This window comes from Pseudomonas palleroniana (genome assembly GCF_003031675.1).
Lineage (GTDB): Bacteria > Pseudomonadota > Gammaproteobacteria > Pseudomonadales > Pseudomonadaceae > Aquipseudomonas > Aquipseudomonas palleroniana.
In genome coordinates this window covers 52,455-76,236 of the sequence record NZ_PYWX01000063.1, presented here as the reverse complement: position 1 = coordinate 76,236, position 23,782 = coordinate 52,455, and the positions used below count along the sequence as shown (strand labels likewise).

21 protein-coding genes are annotated in these 23,782 nt (G+C 60.4%); 9 read left to right on the top strand and 12 right to left on the bottom strand.

Features of this window, described 5'->3' with window-relative positions; genetic code table 11:
- The first annotated feature begins 44 nt into the window (after positions 1 to 44).
- The gene (locus C9383_RS21945; RefSeq protein ID WP_090368182.1) at positions 45 to 1,103 is read left to right on the top strand and encodes an HAD family hydrolase; all 1,059 of its coding nucleotides are present in this window, start codon (positions 45 to 47) and stop codon (positions 1,101 to 1,103) included.
- 84 nt (positions 1,104 to 1,187) lie between these two features.
- Positions 1,188 to 2,366, top strand: coding sequence for an SGNH/GDSL hydrolase family protein (locus C9383_RS21940; RefSeq protein WP_060753493.1), 1,179 nt, complete (start codon positions 1,188 to 1,190; stop codon positions 2,364 to 2,366).
- 57 nt (positions 2,367 to 2,423) lie between these two features.
- On the opposite strand, the gene ilvD is transcribed toward C9383_RS21940, so the two are convergent.
- The 3 genes from ilvD to C9383_RS21920 form a co-directional block, all read right to left on the bottom strand.
- Positions 2,424 to 4,265 (bottom strand): dihydroxy-acid dehydratase, encoded by a 1,842-nt coding sequence (gene ilvD, locus C9383_RS21935; protein WP_090368184.1) that lies wholly within the window; start codon positions 4,263 to 4,265, stop codon positions 2,424 to 2,426.
- Positions 4,266 to 4,582: 317 nt separating this feature from the next.
- Positions 4,583 to 5,743, bottom strand: a complete 1,161-nt coding sequence (locus C9383_RS21925) for an MFS transporter (protein ID WP_090368186.1) — start codon at positions 5,741 to 5,743, stop codon at positions 4,583 to 4,585.
- 145 nt (positions 5,744 to 5,888) lie between these two features.
- Complete coding sequence (locus tag C9383_RS21920) at positions 5,889 to 7,085, bottom strand: class I SAM-dependent rRNA methyltransferase (RefSeq protein WP_060753490.1); 1,197 nt, start codon at positions 7,083 to 7,085, stop codon at positions 5,889 to 5,891.
- A gap of 279 nt (positions 7,086 to 7,364) precedes the next feature.
- Here C9383_RS21920 and C9383_RS21915 point away from each other — a divergent pair, with 279 nt between their 5' ends.
- Positions 7,365 to 8,177 (top strand): HDOD domain-containing protein, encoded by an 813-nt coding sequence (locus tag C9383_RS21915; protein WP_174554053.1) that lies wholly within the window; start codon positions 7,365 to 7,367, stop codon positions 8,175 to 8,177.
- 21 nt (positions 8,178 to 8,198) lie between these two features.
- Positions 8,199 to 9,011, top strand: a complete 813-nt coding sequence (mutM, locus tag C9383_RS21910; RefSeq protein WP_090368188.1) for a bifunctional DNA-formamidopyrimidine glycosylase/DNA-(apurinic or apyrimidinic site) lyase — start codon at positions 8,199 to 8,201, stop codon at positions 9,009 to 9,011.
- A 133-nt stretch (positions 9,012 to 9,144) separates the two neighbouring features.
- Here the strand turns inward: mutM and C9383_RS21905 are convergent, their stop codons facing one another.
- The 5 genes from C9383_RS21905 to C9383_RS21885 form a co-directional block, all read right to left on the bottom strand.
- Entirely contained in the window at positions 9,145 to 9,396 is a 252-nt protein-coding gene (locus tag C9383_RS21905) for a YfhL family 4Fe-4S dicluster ferredoxin (RefSeq protein WP_003195146.1), read from the bottom strand.
- A gap of 198 nt (positions 9,397 to 9,594) precedes the next feature.
- Positions 9,595 to 10,074 carry a pantetheine-phosphate adenylyltransferase gene (gene coaD, locus C9383_RS21900; protein WP_003176711.1) on the bottom strand — a complete coding sequence of 160 codons (480 nt, stop codon included), beginning with the start codon at positions 10,072 to 10,074 and terminating at the stop codon, positions 9,595 to 9,597.
- 103 nt (positions 10,075 to 10,177) lie between these two features.
- Positions 10,178 to 11,773, bottom strand: coding sequence for a GMC family oxidoreductase (locus C9383_RS21895; protein ID WP_090368191.1), 1,596 nt, complete (start codon positions 11,771 to 11,773; stop codon positions 10,178 to 10,180).
- A gap of 37 nt (positions 11,774 to 11,810) precedes the next feature.
- A complete protein-coding gene (locus C9383_RS21890) occupies positions 11,811 to 12,356 on the bottom strand; it encodes a twin-arginine translocation pathway signal protein (RefSeq protein WP_090368193.1) in 546 nt (181 codons plus the stop codon).
- A 44-nt stretch (positions 12,357 to 12,400) separates the two neighbouring features.
- Positions 12,401 to 13,828: a coniferyl aldehyde dehydrogenase gene (locus C9383_RS21885; protein ID WP_090368194.1), complete on the bottom strand. Its 1,428-nt coding sequence runs from the start codon at positions 13,826 to 13,828 to the stop codon at positions 12,401 to 12,403.
- Between the two features lie 146 nt (positions 13,829 to 13,974).
- Between C9383_RS21885 and C9383_RS21880 the strand changes: the two genes are divergently transcribed.
- Both C9383_RS21880 and C9383_RS21875 read left to right on the top strand, forming a co-directional pair.
- A complete protein-coding gene (locus C9383_RS21880) occupies positions 13,975 to 14,646 on the top strand; it encodes a TetR/AcrR family transcriptional regulator (RefSeq protein ID WP_060753484.1) in 672 nt (223 codons plus the stop codon).
- 33 nt (positions 14,647 to 14,679) lie between these two features.
- Positions 14,680 to 15,534 (top strand): sulfurtransferase, encoded by an 855-nt coding sequence (locus C9383_RS21875; protein ID WP_090368197.1) that lies wholly within the window; start codon positions 14,680 to 14,682, stop codon positions 15,532 to 15,534.
- A gap of 116 nt (positions 15,535 to 15,650) precedes the next feature.
- Here C9383_RS21875 and C9383_RS21870 read toward each other — a convergent pair whose 3' ends face one another.
- From C9383_RS21870 to C9383_RS21855, 4 genes are all read right to left on the bottom strand, one after another.
- Positions 15,651 to 16,646 (bottom strand): hydrolase, encoded by a 996-nt coding sequence (locus tag C9383_RS21870; protein ID WP_090368199.1) that lies wholly within the window; start codon positions 16,644 to 16,646, stop codon positions 15,651 to 15,653.
- Between the two features lie 176 nt (positions 16,647 to 16,822).
- Positions 16,823 to 17,431, bottom strand: coding sequence for a 16S rRNA (guanine(966)-N(2))-methyltransferase RsmD (gene rsmD, locus C9383_RS21865; protein WP_090368201.1), 609 nt, complete (start codon positions 17,429 to 17,431; stop codon positions 16,823 to 16,825).
- Positions 17,431 to 18,918, bottom strand: coding sequence for a M16 family metallopeptidase (locus tag C9383_RS21860; protein ID WP_090368202.1), 1,488 nt, complete (start codon positions 18,916 to 18,918; stop codon positions 17,431 to 17,433). Before C9383_RS21860 ends, rsmD begins: the two co-directional genes overlap by 1 nt.
- Positions 18,911 to 20,266 (bottom strand): M16 family metallopeptidase, encoded by a 1,356-nt coding sequence (locus C9383_RS21855; RefSeq protein WP_090368204.1) that lies wholly within the window; start codon positions 20,264 to 20,266, stop codon positions 18,911 to 18,913. Before C9383_RS21855 ends, C9383_RS21860 begins: the two co-directional genes overlap by 8 nt.
- A 337-nt stretch (positions 20,267 to 20,603) precedes the next feature.
- Here C9383_RS21855 and ftsY point away from each other — a divergent pair, with 337 nt between their 5' ends.
- From ftsY to ftsX, 3 genes are read left to right on the top strand one after another with little or no spacing between them, the layout of a single operon-like run.
- Positions 20,604 to 22,007, top strand: coding sequence for a signal recognition particle-docking protein FtsY (ftsY, locus tag C9383_RS21850; RefSeq protein WP_090368206.1), 1,404 nt, complete (start codon positions 20,604 to 20,606; stop codon positions 22,005 to 22,007).
- The gene (ftsE, locus tag C9383_RS21845; RefSeq protein WP_003176700.1) at positions 22,004 to 22,675 is read left to right on the top strand and encodes a cell division ATP-binding protein FtsE; all 672 of its coding nucleotides are present in this window, start codon (positions 22,004 to 22,006) and stop codon (positions 22,673 to 22,675) included. Before ftsY ends, ftsE begins: the two co-directional genes overlap by 4 nt.
- Complete coding sequence (gene ftsX / locus C9383_RS21840; RefSeq protein ID WP_090368208.1) at positions 22,672 to 23,697, top strand: permease-like cell division protein FtsX; 1,026 nt, start codon at positions 22,672 to 22,674, stop codon at positions 23,695 to 23,697. Before ftsE ends, ftsX begins: the two co-directional genes overlap by 4 nt.
- The last annotated feature ends 85 nt before the right edge of the window (positions 23,698 to 23,782 follow it).

Here is a 23,782-nt window from a genome sequence, read left to right as displayed (position 1 = left end):
AGATTTGTTAGCGTCGATGTCTTTGACCCAGGGAGAAAACGCTTATGAAGCTCGCGCCAACATTACTTGCCGCCGCCTTCTGCCTCGGCCTCGCCAGCCAGGCATCTGCCGCCACCGAGTTGAAGCATTGGCCGGCGCCTGCCGCCGAGCAACTGAACAAGATGATCGCCGCGAACGCCAACAAAGGTAATTTCGCGGTATTCGACATGGATAACACCAGCTACCGCTACGACCTCGAAGAGTCCCTGTTGCCCTACCTTGAAAACAAGGGCCTGATCACCCGCGACACCATGGACCCTTCCCTCAAGCTGATCCCGTTCAAAGATACCGCCGACCACAAGGAAAGCCTGTTCAGCTACTACTATCGCCTCTGCGAAGTCGACGACATGGTTTGCTACCCGTGGGTTGCGCAGATCTTTGCCGGCTTCACCCTCAAAGAACTCAAGGGCTACGTGGATGAGCTGATGGCCTCCGGCAAGCCCGTGCCGGTCACCTATTACGAAGGTGATGTGGTGAAGACCTCCGAGGTCCAGCCGCCGAAGGTGTTCACCGGCCAGGCCGAGCTGTACAACAAGCTGATGGAGAACGGCATCGAGGTGTACGTGATGACGGCGGCCTCGGAGGAACTGGTACGCATGGTCGCTGCCGATCCGAAGTACGGCTACAACGTCAAGCCTGAGAATGTCATCGGCGTGAGCACCCTGCTCAAGGATCGCAAGACCGGCGAGCTGACCACCGCACGCAAGCAGATCACGGCCGGCAAATATGATGAGAAGGCCAACCTCGGCCTGGAACTCACCCCCTACCTGTGGACCCCGGCGACCTGGATGGCCGGCAAACACGCCGCGATCCTCACCTACATCGACGAATGGAAAAAACCGGTGATCGTCGGGGGGGATACCCCAACCAGCGATGGCTACATGCTGTTTCACGATGTGGACGTGGCCAAGGGCGGCATCCACTTATGGGTCAACCGCAAGGACAAGTACATGACCCAGCTCAACGGCATGATGGCCAAGCACGCGGCGGCGCAGGCCAAGGAAGGGTTGCCGGTGACGGCGGACAAGAACTGGGTGATCGTCAAGCCGGACGAGATTCAGTAACAGGCCTAACTCGGACACGTGTGCAATCCCCTGTGTTTCTGGCCGGCGGCTATAGTCAGCAACTAGACGCCTGGGGGTTGCAACATGTTTACATCGCAATGCCGATCAATCGTGTTGTTTACCGTATTGAGCGGCTGCATTTCTCTTTGCGAGATTCCAGCTTCTGCATCGCAACAGCAGGAGGCCACGGCCGTTAACCTTGCGAAACTGGCCGCCAAGCTCGACGCTGCGCATAGGGCATCAGTCAATATCTTGCAGTTGGGCGATTCCCATACGGCCGCAGATTGGTTGTCCGGCGAGCTGCGTCATCTGTTTCAGATGCAATATGGTGAAGGTGGCATTGGTTTTATTGCAGCGACGCCTATTCCTGGCACTCGTTACGATCAAGTCGTGCTCTCCACTGATACTGATCAATGGCGCCTGGTTTCCAGTCGTAATCAGTTCAGCGATGAATTCCCGTTGGGTGGCTATCTGTCGCTACCCAGGGTGGTCAACGCGCAGGTAAAAATTGATGTCCGTGAGCCGCGTGAGTCGCGTTACTGTGTTTCTGCGCTGTACCGGTCCGACTTCGACAGCAATTTGATAGCCGATGACGGCGCTCATCGCTCTCAAGTGCCATTGCCGTCGACCTCCGGTCAGTGGCGCTTCAGTTCGACGCTCAAGGATCTGAACCTACCGTTGAACCTGACGATAACGGCTAATCGAGGAGTCGCACTGGGCGGCTGGAATATTGAGTCACAGCAACCTACTGGCGTGACTTACTCCGCGTTGGGGGTTAATGGCGCGACCCTGAAAATAGTCGATGCCTGGCAAGCCGGATGGCCGCAGACCTTGCAGGCATTGCATCCAGACCTGCTGGTGTTGGCGTATGGTGGCAACGAAGCTTTCGATGACAATCTGGACTTGGCACTGTATCAAGCCGACCTGAGGGAAAAGCTGACGCTGTTGCAGCGCACGCTTCCCGATACCCTGATCTTGTTGATCGGCCCGGCTGATTCGATAAAACAGCGTTCCGGTTTGACCTGTAAAGAGCGCCAGCCGAAAAACCTGTCGCAAGTCATTGAGATTCAAAAGCAGGTGGCTTTACAGTCGGGAGCTCTATTCTGGGACTGGCGAGCCTATATGGGGGGTGCTTGCTCAATAGAAGCCTGGCGGTCCGATGATTTGGCCCAAAACGATTTGATTCATCTTAATGAGCAAGGTTACCGAAAGAGTGCCGGCGAACTTTATCGTTACCTGCAAACTCGACTGGCCGATAAATAAACCAAGAATGAAAGAAGCCCCGCACGTCCGTGCAGGGCTTCATACATTGGTTAAACCTTACAGTCCATCCAACATCGCTTTGTTACGCACCGCACCTTTGTCGGCACTGGTGGCCAACAGGGCGTAAGCCTTCAGCGCGGTGGTGACTTTGCGTGGACGCTTTTCCACCGGTTTCCAGCCTTTCCTGTCCTGCTCGACCCGGCGCGCAGCCAGTTCTTCATCGCTGATCAACAGGTTGATCGAGCGGTTCGGAATGTCGATCAGGACTTTGTCGCCGTCCTGCACCAGGCCAATCGCGCCGCCGGCGGCGGCTTCCGGAGAGGCGTGGCCGATGGACAGGCCCGAGGTGCCGCCGGAGAAGCGGCCGTCGGTCAGCAGGGCACAGGCCTTGCCCAGGCCCTTGGATTTCAGGTAGGACGTCGGGTAGAGCATCTCCTGCATACCCGGGCCGCCTTTCGGGCCTTCGTAGCGGATGATCACGATATCGCCTGCTTTTACTTCGTCGGCGAGGATGCCGCGTACGGCGCTGTCCTGGCTTTCGAAGATCTTGGCGTTGCCTTCGAACACGTGGATGGACTCATCCACACCGGCAGTTTTCACCACGCAGCCGTCCAGGGCGATGTTGCCGTACAGCACGGCCAGGCCACCTTCCTTGGAGTAGGCGTGCTCGACGCTGCGGATACAGCCGTTTTCGCGGTCGTCGTCCAGCGTTTCCCAGCGGGTCGACTGGCTGAATGCGGTCTGGGTCGGAATGCCCGCCGGGCCGGCCTTGAAGAAGTGATGCACCGCTTCGTCACGGGTCTGGGTGATATCCCACTTGGCGATCGCTTCTTCCATGCTACGGCTGTGTACGGTCGGCAGGTCGGTATGCAGCAGGCCACCACGGGCCAGCGAGCCGAGAATCGAGAAGATCCCGCCGGCACGGTGCACGTCTTCCATGTGGTACTTCTGAATGTTCGGCGCGACCTTGCACAGTTGCGGCACGTTGCGGGACAACCGGTCGATGTCGCGCAGGTCGAAATCGATCTCGGCTTCCTGGGCGGCAGCCAGCAAGTGCAAGATGGTATTGGTGGACCCGCCCATGGCGATGTCCAGGGTCATGGCGTTTTCGAACGCCTTGAAGTTGGCGATGTTGCGCGGCAGCACCGACTCATCGTTCTCGGCGTAGTAGCGCTTGCACAGCTCGACGATGGTGCGGCCGGCCTGCAGGAACAGTTGCTCGCGGTCGCTGTGGGTGGCCAGCGTGGAACCGTTGCCCGGCAAGGCCAGGCCCAGGGCTTCCACCAGGCAGTTCATCGAGTTGGCGGTAAACATGCCGGAGCACGAACCGCAGGTCGGGCAAGCACTGCGCTCGTATTCCGCGACCTTCTCGTCAGAAGCGCTGGAATCGGCGGCGATGACCATGGCGTCGACCAGATCGAGGCCGTGGGAGGCGAGTTTGGTCTTGCCGGCTTCCATCGGGCCACCGGACACGAAGATCACCGGGATGTTCAGGCGCAGGGACGCCATCAGCATGCCGGGGGTGATCTTGTCGCAGTTGGAGATGCACACAATGGCGTCGGCGCAATGGGCGTTGACCATGTACTCCACGGAGTCGGCAATGATCTCGCGGCTCGGCAGGGAATACAGCATGCCGTCATGGCCCATGGCGATGCCGTCATCCACGGCGATGGTGTTGAACTCTTTGGCTACACCGCCGGCGCGTTCGATCTCGCGGGCGACCAACTGGCCCAGGTCCTTGAGATGGACGTGGCCCGGTACGAACTGGGTGAACGAGTTGGCAATCGCGATGATTGGCTTCTTGAAGTCGTCATCCTTCATCCCCGTGGCACGCCACAGTGCGCGTGCACCGGCCATGTTGCGGCCGTGGGTGGATGTTTTCGAGCGGTAATCTGGCATGGAGCACTCCGGGCGGCTAATCAGGTACTAAAGGGAAGTGAGCCTCTATTGACGTCAGGAACACCCGAAAAATGGCCGTGGTGTCCGGAAGTTGCCTCAAACGCTACGGGATCGCCGCGCGCAGTGGCCTTGAGCTCATAAACCCGCCGGGGGATGACTGGCGATGAATAGGGCCGATTCTACACCGCTGGCGGCTGGAGGGAATGGCCGTCTATGGCGAGGCAGCTTGCTCCCGCTCAGTGGCGAAGCAGGCGCCGGCCCTTTTGGGAGAGCTTCGCACCTCAACGCAAGCAAGCTTGCTCGCCACAATATGGGTTTTACTTTCCCACCCTGGCGTTCGTCAGCCAACCCCAGAGGCTGAAAACCATGAAGCTCACGCCGATGGTCATCAATAAATGTGTCCCGGTTTGCGCAAGCACGGCGCTGCTGATGGCTGCCGTCAGGAACATAATGCTGTTGCCTGCTGATGCTGCCGTACCGGCGCTGCTTGAAAACAGCAGCATGCCCGCAGAGATCGCGGCGGGGCGCACCAGTGTGACGGCCAGGGCACTGATCAGCATCGGGATCAGCAAGGTCACGGGGGTGATGGCTTGAAGGCTGATGATCAATGTCAGCAGCACGCCAGCGACGAGTAGCAGGCCGAGGCCAATGTTGATCTGCCGGGACAGCGAGATGCGTTTTTGCAGGTGCGAGGCCGCAACGCCGCCGAGAAGATAGGCTATGCCGTACACCATCAGCACCAGCGCGTATTGGTATTCGGAGAGTTTCAGCGCATCCATGAAAATCAGCGGCGTCACACTGATCAGCGCGAAGTAGCAGGCGAACACCAGCGCGGCGATCCACCAGTAACGCAGGAAGTCGCGATTGCGAGCGACGGCTTTGAGTGTACCGAGGACAGACACTGGGTCGCGGTGCTGCCTGGCGGACTTGGAGGGCAGGATGCAGAACGCATGGATCAACATCCCCAAAGCCATCAACGCAAAGCCGTAGAAGCTGCCTTGCCAATTGAAGTTGGTTTGCAGCCAGGATCCGATCAGCGGTGACAGAGCGACAAAAGAACCGCTCAGGGTCATGTAGTAGAGGCGTATGCGGGCGCGATCCTGCTCCTCGAACAGGTCTTCCACCAGTGCATGGCCCAGTACAAAGAAACCGCAACCCACTGCCTGGACACTTCGAAACAGCAGAAAAGCCAGATAGTCCGGTGCCAGTGCGCAACCTATCGCACCCAGGATCGACAGCGTAATGCAGCCGAGCAGGACTTCCTTGCGTCCCCATTTGTCCGAAAGCGGGCCAGCGACCAGTTGGGAGATGGAAAAGACCAGGGTGAACAGGCTGATGGACAGTGCGATATCTGCGCTGGGCGTATCGAACCGGGCAGACAGGGCGGGAAATGAGGGCAGCAGTATATTGATGGGAAAGAAGCTGATCAGTGAAATGCAGGTGATGAGGATAAAGCGGGAGAGGGCAGGTCCAGACATTGTTTTTGTTTTCCGGAGTGAAACCAGAAACCGATACTAGTCTGGGAAAAGTGGAACTCAATCAAAATCAGATCAGACAATTCCTTTAAGAAAGTAGCCTATTCCTGTAGGAGCAAGCTCGCTCCTACAGGGGGCCTGGTGTTACTTAGCTATTCGGCAACAACCGGCAAGTAATGCTCTTGATATACCGCGTCTCGGCAATCGCCGGGTGCACCGGGTGGTCCGGGCCCTGGCCGCCGCGTTCGAGCATCTGGATATTGCGGTCCAGATGGCGGGCGCTGGTCAGCAGGATGTTTTGCAGGTCGTCTTCCGGCAGGTGCATGGAGCACGAGGCGCTGACCAGGATGCCGTCCTTGCTGAGCAGGCGCATGGCTTGTTCGTTGAGGCGACGGTAGGCGCCTTCGCCGTTTTTCATGTCTTTTTTGCGTTTGATGAAGGCCGGTGGGTCGGCGACGATCACGTCGAAGCGTTCTTCGCTGGCTTTCAGTTCTTTCAGGGCTTCAAAGACGTCGCCTTCGATGCAGGTCATTTTCTCGGCGAAGCCGTTCAGCGCGGCGTTGCGTTCTACGCCATCAAGGGCGAAGGCGGAGGCGTCGACGCAGAACACTTCACTGGCGCCGAAGGCGGCAGCTTGCACGCCCCAGCCGCCGATGTAGCTGTATAGGTCGAGTACGCGCTTGCCTTTGGCATACGGGGCCAGGCGCGCGCGGTTCATGCGGTGGTCGTAGAACCAGCCGGTCTTCTGGCCCTGGATCACCGGGGCTTCGAATTTCACGCCGTTTTCTTCCAGCGCCACCCACTCCGGCACCAGGCCGAACACGGTTTCGACGTAGCGGTTGAGGCCCTCGGCGTCACGTGCGGCGGAGTCGTTCTTGAACAGGATGCCGCTTGGCTTGAGCACTTGGGTCAGCGCAGCGATCACGTCGTCTTTGTGGGCTTCCATGGTCGCCGAAGCAATCTGCACCACCAGGATGTCGCCGAATCGATCGACCACCAGGCCCGGCAGCAGGTCGGAGTCACCGTAGACCAGGCGGTAGAACGGCTTGTCGAACAGGCGCTCACGCAGGGACAGGGCGACGTTCAGGCGGTGTACCAGCAGCGACTTGTCCAGCGGCAACTTGATGTCGCGCGACAGCAGGCGGGCGCAGATCAGGTTGTTCGGGCTCATGGCCACGATGCCGAGGGTCTTGCCGCCGGCCGCTTCCAGGATGGCCTGGTCGCCTGCCTGGAAGCCGTGAAGTGGGGTGGCGGCCACGTCGATTTCGTTGCTGTAGACCCACAGGTGGCCGTTGCGCAAACGACGATCGGCGTTGGCTTTGAGACGCAGGCTTGGCAGGGACATGACGTCGCTCCGGAAAAAAGAGCGGGAGTATACCTGTTGCGGCGCGGTTCATGTGGCAGTGGGCTTGCCCGCGATGCAGGCGGCGCGGTGTATCTGACGTACGGCGCTGATGCAATCGGCAACCAGCCCTCTCGCGCGTTTGACCGGGTTTTTGTTCAGGTTTTTGAGGTGTCGGTCAGGTTCCTATAGAGGTTAGAATCCCCGTCTAGCCCAGAGTGTGTACTTATGTCCCAAGAGCTTTCCGCCGAACAGATCCAACAGGCCCTGCAAGGCATCAGTGTGCCGCCTCAACCGCAAATCATGGTGGATTTGCAGATGGAGCAGTACATGCCCGACCCAGACCTGGAGGTGATTGCACGGCTGATCTCCCAGGACCCGGGCCTGTCCGGCGCGTTGTTGAAAATCGTCAACTCGCCGTATTACGGCCTGAGCAACAAGATCGCCTCGATCCAGCGCGCCGTGAACCTGCTGGGCAGCCGCTCGATCATCAACCTGATCAACGCGCAGTCGATCAGGGGCGAGATGAGCGACGACACCATCGTCACCCTCAACCGCTTCTGGGACACTGCCCAGGATGTGGCCATGACCTGCCTGACCCTGGCCAAGCGCACCGGCTCGCAAGCGGTCGACGAGGCTTATGCCCTGGGCCTGTTCCACGATTGTGGCGTGCCGTTGATGCTCAAGCGTTTTCCCAATTACATGACGGTGCTCGAGGAAGCCTACGCCAACGCCAACCCCGACTGTCGTGTGGTCGACACCGAAAACAACGCGTTCAACACCAACCATGCCGTGGTCGGCTATTACACCGCCAAATCCTGGCGCCTGCCGGAACACGTGACCGACGCGATTGCCAACCATCACAACGCCCTGGCGATTTTCAGCGATGAGTCATCGCGCAATTCGCAGCTGAAAAACCTGCTGGCGATCCTGAAAATGGCCGAGCACATTTGCTCGTCGCACCGCGTGCTGGGCAACCAGGCGGTGGACCATGAGTGGGAAGCCATCGGCCATCTGGTGCTGGACTACGTGGGCCTGTCGGACTACGACTTCGAAAGCATGAAATTGTCGATCCGCGAACTGGGCGCCCACTAAACCTGTCTTCAAGAGGTACACATGCCCGAGTTACCAGAGGTCGAAACCACGAGACGCGGAATTGCCCCACACCTGGAAGGCCAGCGCGTCAGCCGTGTGGTGGTACGTGAGCGACGCCTGCGCTGGCCGATCCCGGAGGACTTGGACGTGCGCCTGTCCGGGCAACGCATCGTGCTGGTGGAGCGGCGGGCCAAATACCTGCTGATCAACGCTGAAGTGGGCACCCTGATCAGCCACCTGGGCATGTCGGGTAATTTGCGCCTGGTGGAAGCCGGCCTGCCGGCGGCCAAGCATGAGCATGTGGACATTGAACTCGAATCCGGCCTGGCGCTGCGCTACACCGACCCTCGGCGCTTCGGCGCCATGCTGTGGAGCCAGGACCCACACAATCACGAACTGCTGATCCGCCTCGGCCCGGAGCCTTTGACCGAGCTGTTCGATGGCGAGCGCCTGTTCCAACTGTCCCGTGGCCGTTCGATGGCGGTGAAGCCATTCATCATGGACAACGCGGTGGTGGTGGGCGTGGGCAACATCTACGCGACGGAAGCGCTGTTTGCGGCGGGCATCGACCCGCGTCGAGAGGCCGGCGGCATTTCACGAGCGCGGTACTTGAAGCTGGCGATCGAGATCAAGCGCGTGCTGGCGGCCGCCATCGAGCGGGGCGGTACCACGCTGCGGGACTTTATCGGTGGTGACGGACAGCCGGGGTATTTCCAGCAGGAACTGTTCGTCTACGGCCGAGGAGGCGAGGCGTGCAAGCTCTGCGGGAGCGAGTTGCGCAATGTGGTGCTGGGGCAGCGGGCGAGTGTGTTTTGCCCCAAGTGCCAGCGCTGATTGCGGTGTGAGGGCGGATATCGCCATCGGGAGCAAGCCCCCTCCCACACTCGACCGCATTCTCATGGTGGAACCTGGTCAACTGTGGGAGGGGGCTTGCTCCCGATGAGGCCCGAATGGGCGCCGATAAGCTTCAGGCCTTACCGGTAATCTTCCGGTACTTCTCCATCAACTGCTCTTCGGTCTCGGGATGCGCTTCGTCGAGTGGAATGCAGTCTACCGGGCACACTTGCTGGCATTGAGGCTCGTCATAGTGGCCGACGCATTGGGTGCACAGGTTCGGGTCGATCACGTAGATCTCTTCGCCCTGGGAAATGGCAGCGTTCGGGCACTCAGGTTCGCAGACGTCGCAATTGATGCAATCGTCGGTGATGATCAGGGACATGGAAACTCCTGCCAGGGCGGTCAGCCAAGGCATCTGAAAACTAATGCGCGCAATTGTGCCGCATTGGCGCCCGCAGTGCGAGCCTGTGGCGAGGGAGCTTGCTCCCGTTGGGGCGCAAAGCGGCCCCGGGTCTTTGCTTGACGAGGCTGGGACTGCTGCGCAGTCCAGCGGGAGCAAGCTCCCTCGCCACAGTCATTCTTACTTCTTGAAGCGTAACGTCAGCGCATCGGCGACGGCCGGGTGCACGAACTTGGTGATATCGCCGCCCAACGCCGCGATCTCACGGACCAGCGTCGAGGAAATGAACGAATAACGTTCCGACGGCGTTAGGAACAGGCTTTCCACGTCCGGCGCCAATTGGCGGTTCATGTTGGCCAGCTGGAATTCGTATTCGAAGTCCGACACCGCACGCAGCCCACGCAGGAATACATTGGCGTTCTGCTCTTTGGCGAAATGGGCCAGCAGGGTGGAGAAACCCACTACTTCCACATTGGGCAGGTGCTTGGTGACCTCACGCGCCAGCTCCACGCGCTGTTCCAGGGGAAACAGCGGGTTTTTCTTGGGGCTGGCCGCGACTGCGATGATCACATGGTCGAACAGGCGAGAGGCGCGTTCGACCAGATCGCCATGGCCTTTGGTAATCGGGTCGAAGGTACCTGGGTACAACACTCGGTTCATCGCGTCGTCCTGGCGGAGTCCGTTGGGGAACCGGATGGTATCGCAGCCATCCCGGTCGGCCAAGTCGACTTATGTAGATAGATACCGTGAATACCCGGTTTTTTCATGCTGTTTTCAGACGTTCGGCCAATGCCGTCGCCAGTTGCGCCGTCAAGCCATACACCGACAATTGCGGGTTGGCACCAATGCTGGTGGGAAATAGCGAGCCGTCGTGGATCGACAGGTTACGCAGTTGGTGATGGCGACCGAGGCTGTCGGCCACTGCGATTTTCGGGTCTTCACCCATGGCGCAACCGCCCATCACATGGGCGCTGCCCAGCGTGGTTCGATGCAATTCCAGGTTCAGGCCGTCAATCAGTTCGCGTGCTTGGGCCAGGGTGTTCACATGACGCGCATCGTGATGCAGTGGCTTGACCGACTTTGCGCCGGCGGCGAACTGGATCTCGGCCATGCTGTGAAAGGCCCGGCGCAGGCCGTCCCAGGCATAAGGTGAAACTTGATAGTCGAGCACGGGCGTACCGTCCCCGCGCAAGTCCACGGTGCCGCCTTGGCTGTCGGGGTGAAAACCGTCGCGCATCAACGCCAGCATGGCGTGGGTGTGGGGCAACTGTCCCATCTCCAGCGCGTTTTGCGTGCCGTAGCCACCGAACAAGGTACTGGCCAGGCCCGGGTGCAAGGGCGGCGCCTCGAGCTTGTAGGACATTTTGCCGGTGGTGCCGTCCTGCCATTGGAAGTGGTCGGAATAGATCGACTGTGGCGCACCGTAGAATGGATTGATCACCTCGTCGAACAGCCCGGCGGAGAAATTCACCAGATGCAGGAACGTGCGCTTGCCCAGGCGCGAGTGCGGATCCGGCGCGTCCGAGCGCATCAGCAGTGCCGGGCTGTTGATGCCGCCGCCGGACAGCACGTAATGCTTGGCCCTGACCGTGATCTTGCGGCCGGTGGGCGCCACGCAGCGCTCGTCCATGGCCACGCACTCCAGGCTGCTGATGGTGTCGCCGCTGTATTTGAGGCGTTCGGCACGGGCCAGGTAGAGCAGCTCACCGCCTTTTTCCAGAGTGGCCGGAATGGTGGTCACCAGCATTGACTGCTTGGCGTTGACCGGGCAACCCATGCCGCAATAACCCAGGTTGAAGCAGCCGCGCACGTTGCGTGGGATCACGTGCCAGCTGTAGCCGAGCTGTTCGCAGCCCTTGCGGATCACATCGTTGTTGGCGTTGGGTGGAATGGCCCAGGGTGCGATGCCCAGGCGTTGTTCCATTTTCTCGAACCACGGCGCCATCTCGGCGCTGCTGTGGCCTTTGACCGCGTATTCACTGGCCCAGTGGGTCAGCGTGGGGTCGGGTGTGCGGAAGCTAGAGGTCCAGTTGATCAGCGTGGTACCGCCCACGGCCCGCCCCTGCAGGATCGTGATCGCGCCGTCCTTGCTCATGCGGCCGATACCTTCCTGGTACAGGCTGGCGTAAGCCTCGTCCTCCAACAGCTTGAAGTCGCTGCTGGTCTTGAGCGGGCCTTCTTCGATCAGCAGCACCTTGTAGCCCGCCGCGCTGAGGATTTCAGCCGTGGTGCCGCCGCCGGCACCGCTGCCGATGATCGCCACGTCGGCTTCCAGGGTCAGGTCGTTGTCGAGGGCGGCGCCATTGTGGGTTTTCCAGCCGCGGGCCAGGCCGTCGCGGAACAGATCGGGTACGGGCATCAGGGTCGTCTCTTGTTTTTATGAGGGAAGATACGCATCAGATCTTCGGCGGGCCGGGGTAGCCGCAGTGGGCCCAGGACTCTGGCCGAAAGTACCAGGCCATGATCACCAGCTTGAGCAACGAGCCCTGGCCCATGCGCAGCAGGTTCAGGTAGCTGTTTTCCCAGCGGTGCAGGAAATTGCGGATTTGCTCCGCGCTGGCGTTTTCCCAACTGCCCCAGATCCCGGTCAGCGGGCCACGGGTGATGCCCATGGCCAATACATCGAACAGTTGCTGGGTGAGCTTGAACATTTCCGGCGACAGGTATTGCAGGCTGTAGTCGAGTTTTTTCAGGGTGTCTTCAACCCCGTCGACCACCGCCTGGACGCTGGCGGCGCCTTCGAGCAGCACCGGAATCACTGCACGCAGGAAGGGCAGGTCACTGCTGCGCAGCATGGCAAAGCCGCTGGCCGGGGTGCTGCTGGAGCAGCCACTGAGGCTGGCGCCCAACCCGGCGGTGGTCAGGAAGGCGCTGGCGCACAGGCCGATTTTCAAGACGCCGCGCCGTGACAGCGCGGGTGATTCAGTCAGGCTGGGGTTCATTGTTTTTATGGTCCCGAAGGTGGAGAGTCCCGAAGGTGTAGATATCAGCGGATAAACAGCTTCTGGATTAACTTCTGGATCGATTTGCCATAGGGCGGGTAGATCAGCTTTGCGGCGTTCAGGCGCTGTTTCACCAATACGCCTTTGGCCTTGCTGAACGTCAGGAAGCCTTCATGACCATGGTAGTGGCCCATGCCTGACGGGCCGATGCCACCAAACGGCATGTCGTCCTGAGCCACATGCAGCAGAGTGTCGTTCAGGCATACGCCACCGGAATGGGTTTCGTGAAGCACACGGTCCTGTTCGCCCTTGTTGTAGCCAAAGTAATAAAGGGCCAGTGGGCGAGGGCGTTGGTTGATGTAGGCAAAGGCTTGGTCGAGGCCGCGATAAGGCACGATAGGCAGCAAAGGCCCGAAGATTTCATCCTGCATCACGATCATGTCATCACTGACGTCAAGCAGCAGGCTGTGGGCCATGCGTCGTGCCTGGCCCTGGTCATACAGCGCAATCAGGGTGGCGCCTTTGTCGGTCGCGTCCTTGACGTAGCTATTGAGCCGGGCCAATTGCCGTTCGTTGATGACGGCGGTGTAGTCCGGGTTGTCGGCCAGGGTCGGATAAAACCCGCGAACGGCCTGGGTGTAGGCCTCGACGAAACCCTCGATGCGATCTTCCGGCACCAACACGTAGTCCGGTGCCACGCAGGTCTGCCCGGCGTTCAAGGCTTTACCGAAGGCGATACGTTCGGCGGCATCCTTGAGCGGCACATCGGCGGAAACGATGGCAGGGGATTTGCCGCCCAGTTCCAGGGTGACCGGCGTGAGGTGTTCGGCGGCAGCACGCATTACATGCTTGCCGATGCTGGTGGCGCCGGTAAACAGCAGGTGATCGAAGGGCAGCCTGGAAAACGCCATGCCCACTTCGGCCTCGCCCAACACCACGCACACCAGGTCCTCGGGGAAGATTTTCGCCAAGAGGGTTTTGAGCAGCTCGCCAGTGGCAGGGGTGGACTCGCTGAGCTTGAGCATCACCCGGTTACCCGCCGCCAAAGCCCCGACCAGCGGGCCTATAGCCAGATACAGCGGGTAATTCCAGGGCACGATCACCCCGACCACGCCCAGCGGTTGGTAGATGACTTTGGCTGAAGCCGGTTGGAAGGCGACGCCTACGGCGCGGCGGGAGGGTTTCATCCAGCCCTTGAGGTGTTTGCTGGCATAGTGAATGCCATGCAGGCTGGGCATCAATTCGGCGAAGAGGGTTTCGTCGGCGCTGCGGTTGCTGAAGTCTTGGCTGATCGCGTTGATCAACGCCTGGCGTTCGTCACTGAGCAGGTCGCGCAATGCCTTGAGCCATTGCTGGCGCTGCTCGGCCGGCGGCATCGGGTTGGCCGCGTAGGCACGCCGTTGTGCGTCGAACAGGGGCTGGAGTTGATCCGGCCCTTGGGAATCTTGCAGATAGGCAACGTTGGCAGACATGGCGCAGTTCCCGACTATTATTGGAATGCATCATTTATTAGAGTCATTACTCTAAATTGTCAAATAACATTGCAGCAACATGCGGATTTATCCTGGCAAGGATAGGCCGTAAGATGCCTCATCACGTGTACAGAAGCTGATCCCCTATGGCACCACGAGTAAAGACCAGCGAGCGCATTGTGCAAACCAGCCTGGAGCTTTTTAACCAGCAGGGCGAGCGTAGCGTCAGCACCAACCACATTGCCGCCCATATGGAAATTTCCCCGGGCAACCTGTACTACCACTTCCCCAACAAGCAGGCGATCATCGCCGTACTGTTTCGTGAATATGAAGCCCTGGTGGACAGTTTCCTGCGGCCGCCCCAAGGCCGCGCCGTCACCGTCGAAGACAAACGCTTCTATCTGCAGGCCGTGCTGGCCGGCATGTGGCGCTATCGTTTCCTGCACCGTGATCTTGAACATTTGCTGGAAAGCGATCCGGAACTGGCCACCGGCTACCGGCGTTTCTCCCAACGTTGCCTGACCCAGGGCGGTGCCATCTACCAAGGGTTCGTCGATGCCGGCATCCTCAATATGGATAAGGTGCAAACCGAAGCCCTGACCCTCAATGCCTGGATCATTCTCACCTCCTGGGTACGTTTCCTGTGCACCACCAATGAAAACTCCGCGCACTTGAGCGCTGAAGCGATCAAACGCGGGGTGTATCAGGTGCTGGTGCTGGAGGCGGGGTTTGTCACACCCCAGGCGAAGGAAGCAGTAGATGCGCTGTTCAAAGAGTTTTACGTGCCGTTGAATCAGGCACTGGAAGAAGTGAAGTAGGACCTTTCCCTAATCTGTTCACAGGAGTCCGTCATGCCGCTTGCGCAACTGATCAGCCCCCAGCAACTGGCCGAGCGCCAACAGCGTGGAGGGCTGGTGATCCTTGATTGCCGTTTTGCCTTGGAAGACCCTGACTATGGGCTTTGCAGCTATGCCGAAGGGCATATCGAAGGCGCGCAATACGCCGACCTGGAGCGTCACCTCAGCGGCCCGGTGACGAAGGGTGTGACCGGTCGTCACCCGCTGCCGGCGGCGGACACTCTGGTACAGCAACTGCGGGCGTGGGGCATCAACGCCGACACCGACATTGTGCTGTATGACGACGGGCCTGGCGCCTATGCCGCCCGCGCCTGGTGGCTGCTGGCCTGGCTGGGCAAGCGCGATGGCGTGTTTATCCTGGACGGCGGCCTCAAGGCTTGGCACGCGGCCGGTTTCCCGTTGAGCCTGGATGCACCGGTGATCGAGCCGGGAGCCTTTACCGGCACGCCGGACAATCATCTGCTGGTAGATGCCGAACAGCTGCAAAAACGTCTGGGCGAACCCGGCATGACGTTGATCGATGCCCGCGCTCAACCGCGTTTTCGCGGCGAAGTGGAGCCTATCGACCCGGTCGCCGGGCATATTCCTGGCGCGCAATGTGAGGCATTCAGTGAAAACCTGGGCAGTGACGGCCGCTTCCTGCCGGCCGAACAGCTCAAGCAGCGGTTTGCCGCGCAGTTGCAGGGCCGCTCGCCGGACAAGCTGGTTGCCTACTGCGGCTCAGGCGTGACGGCGTGCCACAACCTGTTCGCCCTGAGCCTGGCGGGTTACCCCTTGGGCACCTTGTATGCGGGGTCGTGGAGCGAGTGGATTACCGATCCTGCGCGGAAGGTCGCTACTGGCGATTGACGTAATGCCGGTGTAAATCCAATCAAAATGTGGGGGCTTGCTCCCGATAGCAGTAGGTCGGTCAGGACATCTGATACTGATACACCGCCATCGGGAGCAAGCCCCCTCCCACATGTTTAACTGCGTTTTGTCTGTAGCCATTGTGGGATTCGTCGTTCGAGGTAGTAGCCCGGGCGCTTCAGCGAACCGTCCACAAACCCCACGTGCCCACCCTTGGCCAGCAACTCGAACTCGGTGCAATCTGACAGTTCGCTGGCTTCGGGCAGGCTGTGGCTGAACACGAAGGGGTCGTCCGCGGCCTGGATGATCAGGGTGGGGGTGCGGATCCCACCCAGGTAGTAACGGCTCGATGCGCGACGGTAATAGTCTTCGGCACTCAGAAAACCGTGCAGCGGTGCGGTCACTCGTCCGTCGAAATCCCAAAACGTACGCATTTTTTCCAACGAACCGAGTGCTTCCAGGGTTTTCAGCCCTTCAGCACGACCGTCCTGCAGAAAACGGCTCTGTTTGACGCGGATGTACGTCAGCATTTCGCGCATGAAATGCTTTTGGTAAACCCGGGAGAACCCCAGCCCGATACGATCCGCGCACTGATCCAGACGAAACGGCACCGATACCGCCGCCGCGCCTTGCAAGCCCGACCTTTCACCGGTTTCACCCAGGTGCTTGAGCAGCACGTTGCCGCCCAGCGAATAACCCACTGCATACAGCGGTGCCAACGGCCGTTTGGCTCGCAGGTGTGCAATCGCCGCCGCCAGGTCTTCACTGGCGCCCGAGTGATAGCTGCGCGCCAACAGGTTTGGCTCACCCGAACAGCCGCGCCAGTTCAACGCTGCACTGGCCCAGCCCTGCTCGGCGAGGGCTTTTTGCAGGCCGGCCACGTAGGGTGAGTTGGATGAGCCGGTCAGCCCATGCAGCACCAGCACCAACGGTGCTTGCACGTCGTGGGGACCATGCCAGTCGAGGTCAAGGAAGTCGCCGTCGTCCAGCCATAAGCGTTCGCGCTGGCGCTCGAGGTGGGTGGTCGGGCGCCACAACGGCCCCCACAGCGTTTGCAGATGTGGGTTGCCGAGGCCGAAGGCCGGCGTAAAATTTCCAGACGACATCTTCATGAAGGTCTCTGTAGTGAGCGGGCTTGCCCCGCGCTGGGCGGCGCAGCCGTCCCAATCCGTCCAACGCATGCGTCCGGGTAGAGCTCAGGCGTCTGGTTTTAAGGCATGTATCCAGGCAGAAATTAGGCGCCTGGTTTAGGGCGGCTTTGCCACCCAGCGCGGGGCAAGCCCGCTCACTACAAGGTGTTGCGGTGCCACAGGGCGTAATACACGCGGCCGGACTTCTGTTCCCGGTGCAGGCGCCAGCTGCCCGGCAGGCCAAGCGTGGATGGCGCAGTCTCGCTTTCAGTGTAGATCCAGGCATCGGGCGCCAGCCATTGGCGTTCTTCGAGCAACGCACACACGGTCGGCAACAGGTTCTGGTTGAACGGTGGGTCGAGGAACACGACGTCGTATTCGCTGGCCGGCTGGGTGTCCAGGTAGCGCAAGGCGTCGGCGGTCTGGACCTGGCCGGTGGTGCAGCGCAAGGTGCCCAGGTGTTCCTTGAGGCTGGAAACCGCCACATTGCTGGCATCCAGCGCCTGGCCTTGGGCCGCCCCCCGGGACAGCGCCTCCAGGAACAGCGCGCCGCTGCCGGCAAACGGGTCCAGTACCTTGGCCCCGCCGATGTGCGGCGCGAGCCAGTTGAACAGGGTTTCACGCACGCGATCCGGCGTCGGGCGCAGGCCCACGACATCGGGGAAGCTCAGCTTGCGGCTGCCCCATTCACCACCAATGATGCGCAGTTGGCCCACACCGTTATGGACGTTGTGGACAGGTTTTTTCGGGCGAGATGAACTGGCCATTAATGCTCCGGAACCCCGAGCGGTTGCTCGGCGGGTTTGTCAGTGGGGGGCGGTAGTGGCTTTTGCGCAATCGTCGGGCCGGCGGTCACGATGACCATCTTGTCGGCGCTCAAGTGTTTGTTCAAGGCAGCCTTGACCTGCTCTGTAGTCAGGGCCTGGGATTGTTTCATGAAATCTTCCAGATAGCTCAGCGGCAGGTTGTAGAAACCCATCGCGCCCAGTTGCCCGACGATATCGGCGTTGCTTGCCGTCGACAGTGGGAAGCTGCCGGCCAACTCGCGCTTGGCGTCATCCAGTTCCTTTTGCGTCGGGCCGGTCTTGAGGTAGTCGGCCAGCACGTCCTCGACCAGGCGCAGGGTGCCGCCGCTCATTTCGGCGCGAGTCTGCAGGTTGATCATGAACGGGCCGCGTACCTGCATCGGCGAAAAGCCGGAGTACACGCCGTAGGTCAGGCCGCGTTTTTCGCGCACTTCACTCATCAAGCGAGTGCCGAAGCCGCCGCCGCCGAGGATCTGGTTGCCCAGGGAGAGGGCTGCGTAGTCCGGATCGGCGCGGTCGATACCCAGTTGGGCGAACAGCAGGTGAGTCTGCTTGGACGGAAACTCGATGTGGCTCAGGCCGGCCTTGGGTTCGGTTGGTTGAGCGATCTTGGCCAGCGCCGGACCTTTGGGCAGCGATGCGGAAACCTTGGCGGTCATCGCTTCGGCTTCGGCGCGGGTCAGGTCGCCGACCACTGCAATGACTGCATTACCCGCGGCGTAAGCTTTGGCGTGGAACGCCTGCAGCTGTGCGAGGGTGATTTTTGGAACGCTTTCGGCGGTGCCTTCGCTCGGGTGCGCGTACGGGTGGTCACCGTAGAGACGTTTGAACAGCTCCAGGCTCGCCAGTTTGCCGGGGTTCTGCTTCTGGTATTCGAAACCGGCAAGGATCTGGTTCTTGATGCGCGCCAGTGAGTCGGCCGGGAAAGTCGGCTTGCCGATCACCTCATCAAACAGGTTCAACGCGGCATCGCGTTTGTCGCTGTCGCTCAGGCTGCGCAAGGACACCAGCGCCATGTCGCGGTAAGCGCCATTGCCGAAATCGGCGCCCAGGCTTTCAAAACCGCTGGCGATCTGGCTCACATCCTTGCCCGGCACACCCTCGTTGAGCATGGCGTTGGTCATCAGGGCCAGGCCCGGGACGTCACCGTCCTGGCTGCTGCCGGCGGCGAACAGGATACGCATGTCGAACATCGGCAGTTCATGGGCTTCGACGAACAGTACCTTGGCGCCTTCAGCGGTGTTCCAGGTTTGCACGTCGAGTTTGCGGTTGGTCGGCGCCTTGCCGTCCAACTCCGCGAGCGATTGCAGGGTGTTGCTCGATTGCGCCTTGTCCAGCGCCTGGCTGGCGACGGATTCGCTTGGGCGCAGGAAGTACACGGCGCTTGCGGCGACCAGGGTGACGACGACCAGGCCGGGAAAGATCAGGCGGCTGCTTCGATTACTCATGAGCGGTCTCCTCAGGCAGAACATGGGCGACGCTCAGACGATCGCGGGTGAAATAGGTGCGCGCGGCTTTCTGGATATCTTCCGGGGTCACGCTTTGCAGCTCGGCCAGTTCAGTGTCCATCAGCTTCCAGGACAGGCCGACGGTTTCCAGCGAACCGATGGCCGTGGCCTGGCTGGTGATGGAGTCGCGCTGGTAGACCACGCCGGCAATGACCTGGGCGCGGATGCGCTCCAGTTCCTCGGCGGTCGGCGGTTTGGCTTTCAGCTCTTCCAGCAGGCGCCACAGGCCGGCTTCGGCTTGGGCAATGGTCTTTTTCTTCTGTTGGTTCGGCGTGGCCGTCAGGGTGAACAGGCTGTCGCCACGGGTGTAGGCGTCGTAGCTGGTGGAGGCGGCGGAAACCAGTTCTTCACCACGTTCCAGTTGCTCGGAAATACGTGCGCTATAGCCGCCATCCAGCAAGGCGGAGATCAGGCGCAGGGCTTGTACCGAGCGCTTGTCTTCGGCCGTTGCCAGGCTTGGGACGTTGAAGCCGAGGATCACGCTCGGCAACTGGGTCTGTACGCGCATGGTCAGCAGGCGTTCGCCAGGCGTGGCCAGCTCCAGTGGGATCTTGGCCGGTGGCACGTCGCGCTTGGGAATCGGGCCGAAATAACGTTGGGCCAGGTTTTTCACCTCGTCCGGCGTGACGTCGCCGACGACCACCAGGGTGGCATTGTTCGGCACGTACCAGGACTGGTACCAGTGACGCAGCTCCTCGACCTTCATGCGCTCAAGGTCGGCCATCCAGCCGATAGTCGGCGTGTGGTAGCCGCTGGCCGGGTAGGCCATGGCCTTGAAGCGCTCGTAGGCCTTGGACATTGGGTTGTCGTCGGTGCGCAGGCGGCGTTCTTCCTTGATCACTTCGATTTCGCGGCTGAACTCATCGGCCGGCAGGCGCAGGCTTGCCATGCGGTCGGCTTCCAGTTCGAAGGCCACGCCCAGGCGATCACGGGCCAGCACCTGGTAGTAGGCGGTGTAGTCGTCACTGGTGAAGGCGTTTTCTTCGGCGCCCAGGTCGCGCAGGATCAGCGAGGCTTCGCCGGGGCCGACCTTGGCGCTGCCTTTGAACATCATGTGTTCCAGAGCGTGGGACAAACCGGTCTGGCCCGGGGTCTCGTAGCTTGAACCCACCTTGTACCAAACCTGGGAAACTACAACTGGTGCACGATGATCTTCGCGCACGACCACTTTGAGGCCGTTATCCAGGGTGAATTCATGGGTGGGTTGTGGGTCGGCTGCGAAAGCGCAAAGGGGCAGACAAACTGTGCTGAGCAGCAGGCCTGCGGCGCGGCGGGCTAGAGCATTCATTCGTTTTTAAACCTGTTGGGCTGCCCGCTTGGTCTTAGCGTCGGCGGGCGAGGAGGTGCTAGGATACTGATCCGATTTGGACACGGCCACTGCGGCGGTCATCCTGTCCCGGGTTCAGTCGTCGGAATCTTGGAATAGAGCGTGGGTTTCCCCGACGATCTTCCACTTTTCGCCGATGTTATCGCTTCAGTCCTATATTGAATCGATTTGTCAGGGTCTTTATTTATGCCCTGAAAATGTTGCGCATGAACAAGCGAGCTTTAAAGCAGTCTGTTCTGCATTGAATTTATTTACCGAAGCGCCCTGGCGCATCGCTACTTTGAGATAGCCGTCCTCCATGTTTGGTTCCAACGACGACAAGAAGAGCCCAGCTGCGGCTGGCGAGAAAAAAGGCCTGTTCGGATGGCTGCGCAAAAAGCCGCAGGAACCCGTCGTCGAACAGCCGCAGGTTCAACCTGAGCCGATTCCAGAGCCCCCAGTAGTTGCGGCCGAACCGGTTGCCGAAACTCCGGCGCCGGTGGTGTTGCCGATGGCTGAACCGGTGTTGCAGCCGGTGGTCGAGGCCGCGCCTGAGCCGGAGCCCGAGTCCAGCCCGATACATACGCCGTGGCCACAGTTGCCGGTGGCCGAAGAGCCCGTGGCACTGGTTGAGGATGTGCAGGCCGAACATGTCACGCCGCCCATTCCTGCCGTCATTGAGCCCGTAACGGTAGTGGTCGAAGCGCCGCCGGCATTGGAGCCGGTTGCTACGGTCGTGATCGAGCCGGAGCCAGAGCCAGAGCCGGTTGTCGCCGCCGTCACCGAAGCCAGCAAAACCGGCTTCTTCGCTCGCCTCAAGCAGGGCCTGAGCAAGACCAGCGCAAGCATCGGCGAAGGTATGGCCAGCCTGTTCCTGGGCAAGAAGGTCATCGATGACGAACTGCTGGAAGACATCGAAACCCGTTTGCTGACCGCCGACGTGGGCGTCGAAGCCACTGCGGTGATCATCCAGAGCCTGACCCAGAAGGTGGCGCGCAAGCAGTTGACCGACGCCGACGCCCTCTACAAATCCCTGCAGGCCGAACTGGCCGCGATGCTCAAGCCCGTGGAAGCGCCGCTGGTGATCACGCCGAACAAACCATTCGTGATCCTGGTTGTGGGTGTCAACGGTGCGGGCAAGACCACCACCATCGGCAAACTGGCGAAAAAACTCCAGTCGGAAGGCAAGAAAGTCATGCTGGCGGCCGGTGACACCTTCCGCGCCGCTGCTGTTGAACAGCTGCAGGTGTGGGGTGAGCGCAACAGGATCCCGGTGATCGCCCAGCATACCGGTGCCGACTCTGCTTCGGTGATCTTCGACGCCGTGCAGGCCGCCAAGGCGCGCAACATCGATGTGTTGATCGCCGATACCGCCGGTCGCCTGCACACCAAAGACAATCTGATGGAAGAGTTGAAGAAAGTGCGCCGCGTGATCGGCAAGCTCGACGCCGATGCGCCACACGAAGTATTGCTGGTGCTCGACGCGGGTACTGGCCAGAACGCCATCAGCCAGGCCAAGCAATTCAACCAGACGGTGCAACTGACCGGCCTGGCATTGACTAAGCTCGACGGCACGGCCAAAGGTGGCGTGATCTTCGCCTTGGCAAAACAGTTCGGGTTGCCGATTCGCTACATCGGCGTCGGTGAAGGCATCGACGACCTGCGCACCTTTGAAGCCGAACCCTTTGTACAGGCACTGTTTGCCGAACGGGAGCGTTCATGATTCGATTCGAACAGGTCGGTAAACGCTATGCCAACGGGCATGTGGGCTTGCATGAGCTGAGCTTTCGAGTGCGTCGCGGCGAGTTTTTGTTTGTCACCGGCCATTCCGGCGCCGGCAAGAGCACCTTGTTGCGCCTGCTATTGGCCATGGAACGCCCCACCACCGGCAAATTGCTGTTGGCCGGGCAAGACCTGGCAACCATCAGCAATGCGCAGATTCCGTTCCTGCGTCGCCAGATCGGCGTGGTGTTTCAGAACCACCAATTGTTGTTCGATCGTACGGTATTCAATAACGTCGCGCTGCCGTTGCAGATCCTCGGGCTGTCCAAGGCCGAGATCATCAAGCGCGTGGACTCGGCCCTGGAGCGTGTCGCGTTGTCGGACAAGACCGATCTTTATCCTGGCGACCTGTCCACCGGCCAGCAACAACGCGTCGGCATTGCCCGCGCCATCGTCCACCGCCCGGCCTTGCTGCTGGCGGACGAACCTACCGGCAACCTTGACCCGCGCCTTGCCGCCGAGATCATGGGCGTGTTCGAAGACATCAATCGCCTGGGTACCAGCGTGCTGATTGCCAGCCACGACTTGGCACTGATCGCCCGCATGCGTCACCGCATGCTGACCCTGCAACGTGGCCGCCTGATCGGTGACGGGGAGGCGGGTGTATGAGTGCAACACGTAGCCCTAAAGTTTCCGAGCGCGTGGCGCCGAAAGCGGCTGATCCACAACCGCAGAAGAAGAAAAAGCGCGACGATGATGAGGGCCCGGACTTCGGCACCCTGCTGCACGCCTGGATCGAAAGCCATCGTGCCAGCTTGCTCGACAGTCTGCGCCGCCTGGGCAAGCAGCCGATCGGCAGTTTCTTCACCTGCCTGGTGATGGCGGTGGCATTGAGCCTGCCGATGGGGTTGTCGCTGCTGCTCAATAATGTGGAGCGCCTGGGTGGCTCCTGGCAGCGTGCGGCACAGATTTCCCTGTACCTGAACATCGACGCCAGTGCCAAAGATGGCGAGGGCCTGCGCGATGACATCAAGCAATTGCCGGGTGTCGCCGATGCTGAATACATCAGCCGTGACCAGGCCCTTGAGGAATTCCAGCAACAATCCGGGCTGGGCGAGGCGCTCAAGGAGTTGCCACAGAACCCGCTGCCGGGTGTGGTGCTGGTGACGCCCAATGAAGTCGACAAGCCGGCCCTGGAAGCCCTGCGACAAAAACTCGCAGAGATGCCCAAGGTGCAACAGGCTCAACTTGATCTAGTCTGGGTGGAGCGCCTGGCCGCGATCCTCAAGCTGGGTGACCGCTTTGTATTCGGCCTGACGGTGCTGTTGGTGTCTGCATTACTTTTGGTGATAGGTAATACCATTCGTCTTCATATTGAAAACCGTCGCACCGAGATAGAAGTGATTAAACTGGTCGGCGGCACAGACAGCTATGTGCGTCGTCCTTTTCTGTACATGGGCGCGCTTTATGGCTTTGGTGCAGGGATTTTGTCCTGGGGCGTGCTGGCGTTTGGCCTTGACTGGCTGAACGACGCGGTTGTCGGGCTTGCCGGGTTGTACGGCAGCGATTTTGCCTTGGCCGGCGTGCCGGTGGCCGATGGTCTGAGTCTCTTGCTTGGCGCTGTCTTGTTGGGGTATATCGGTGCGTGGATTGCGGTCGCTCGTCATTTACGCGAGCTGGCACCGAAGTAGTTAATGTCAGATTAATGTGGTTTCGTTTGTATTGACCGTATGGGTGGTTTAGGGAACTTGTCCTACGGTTCCCGGTCAATTTTCG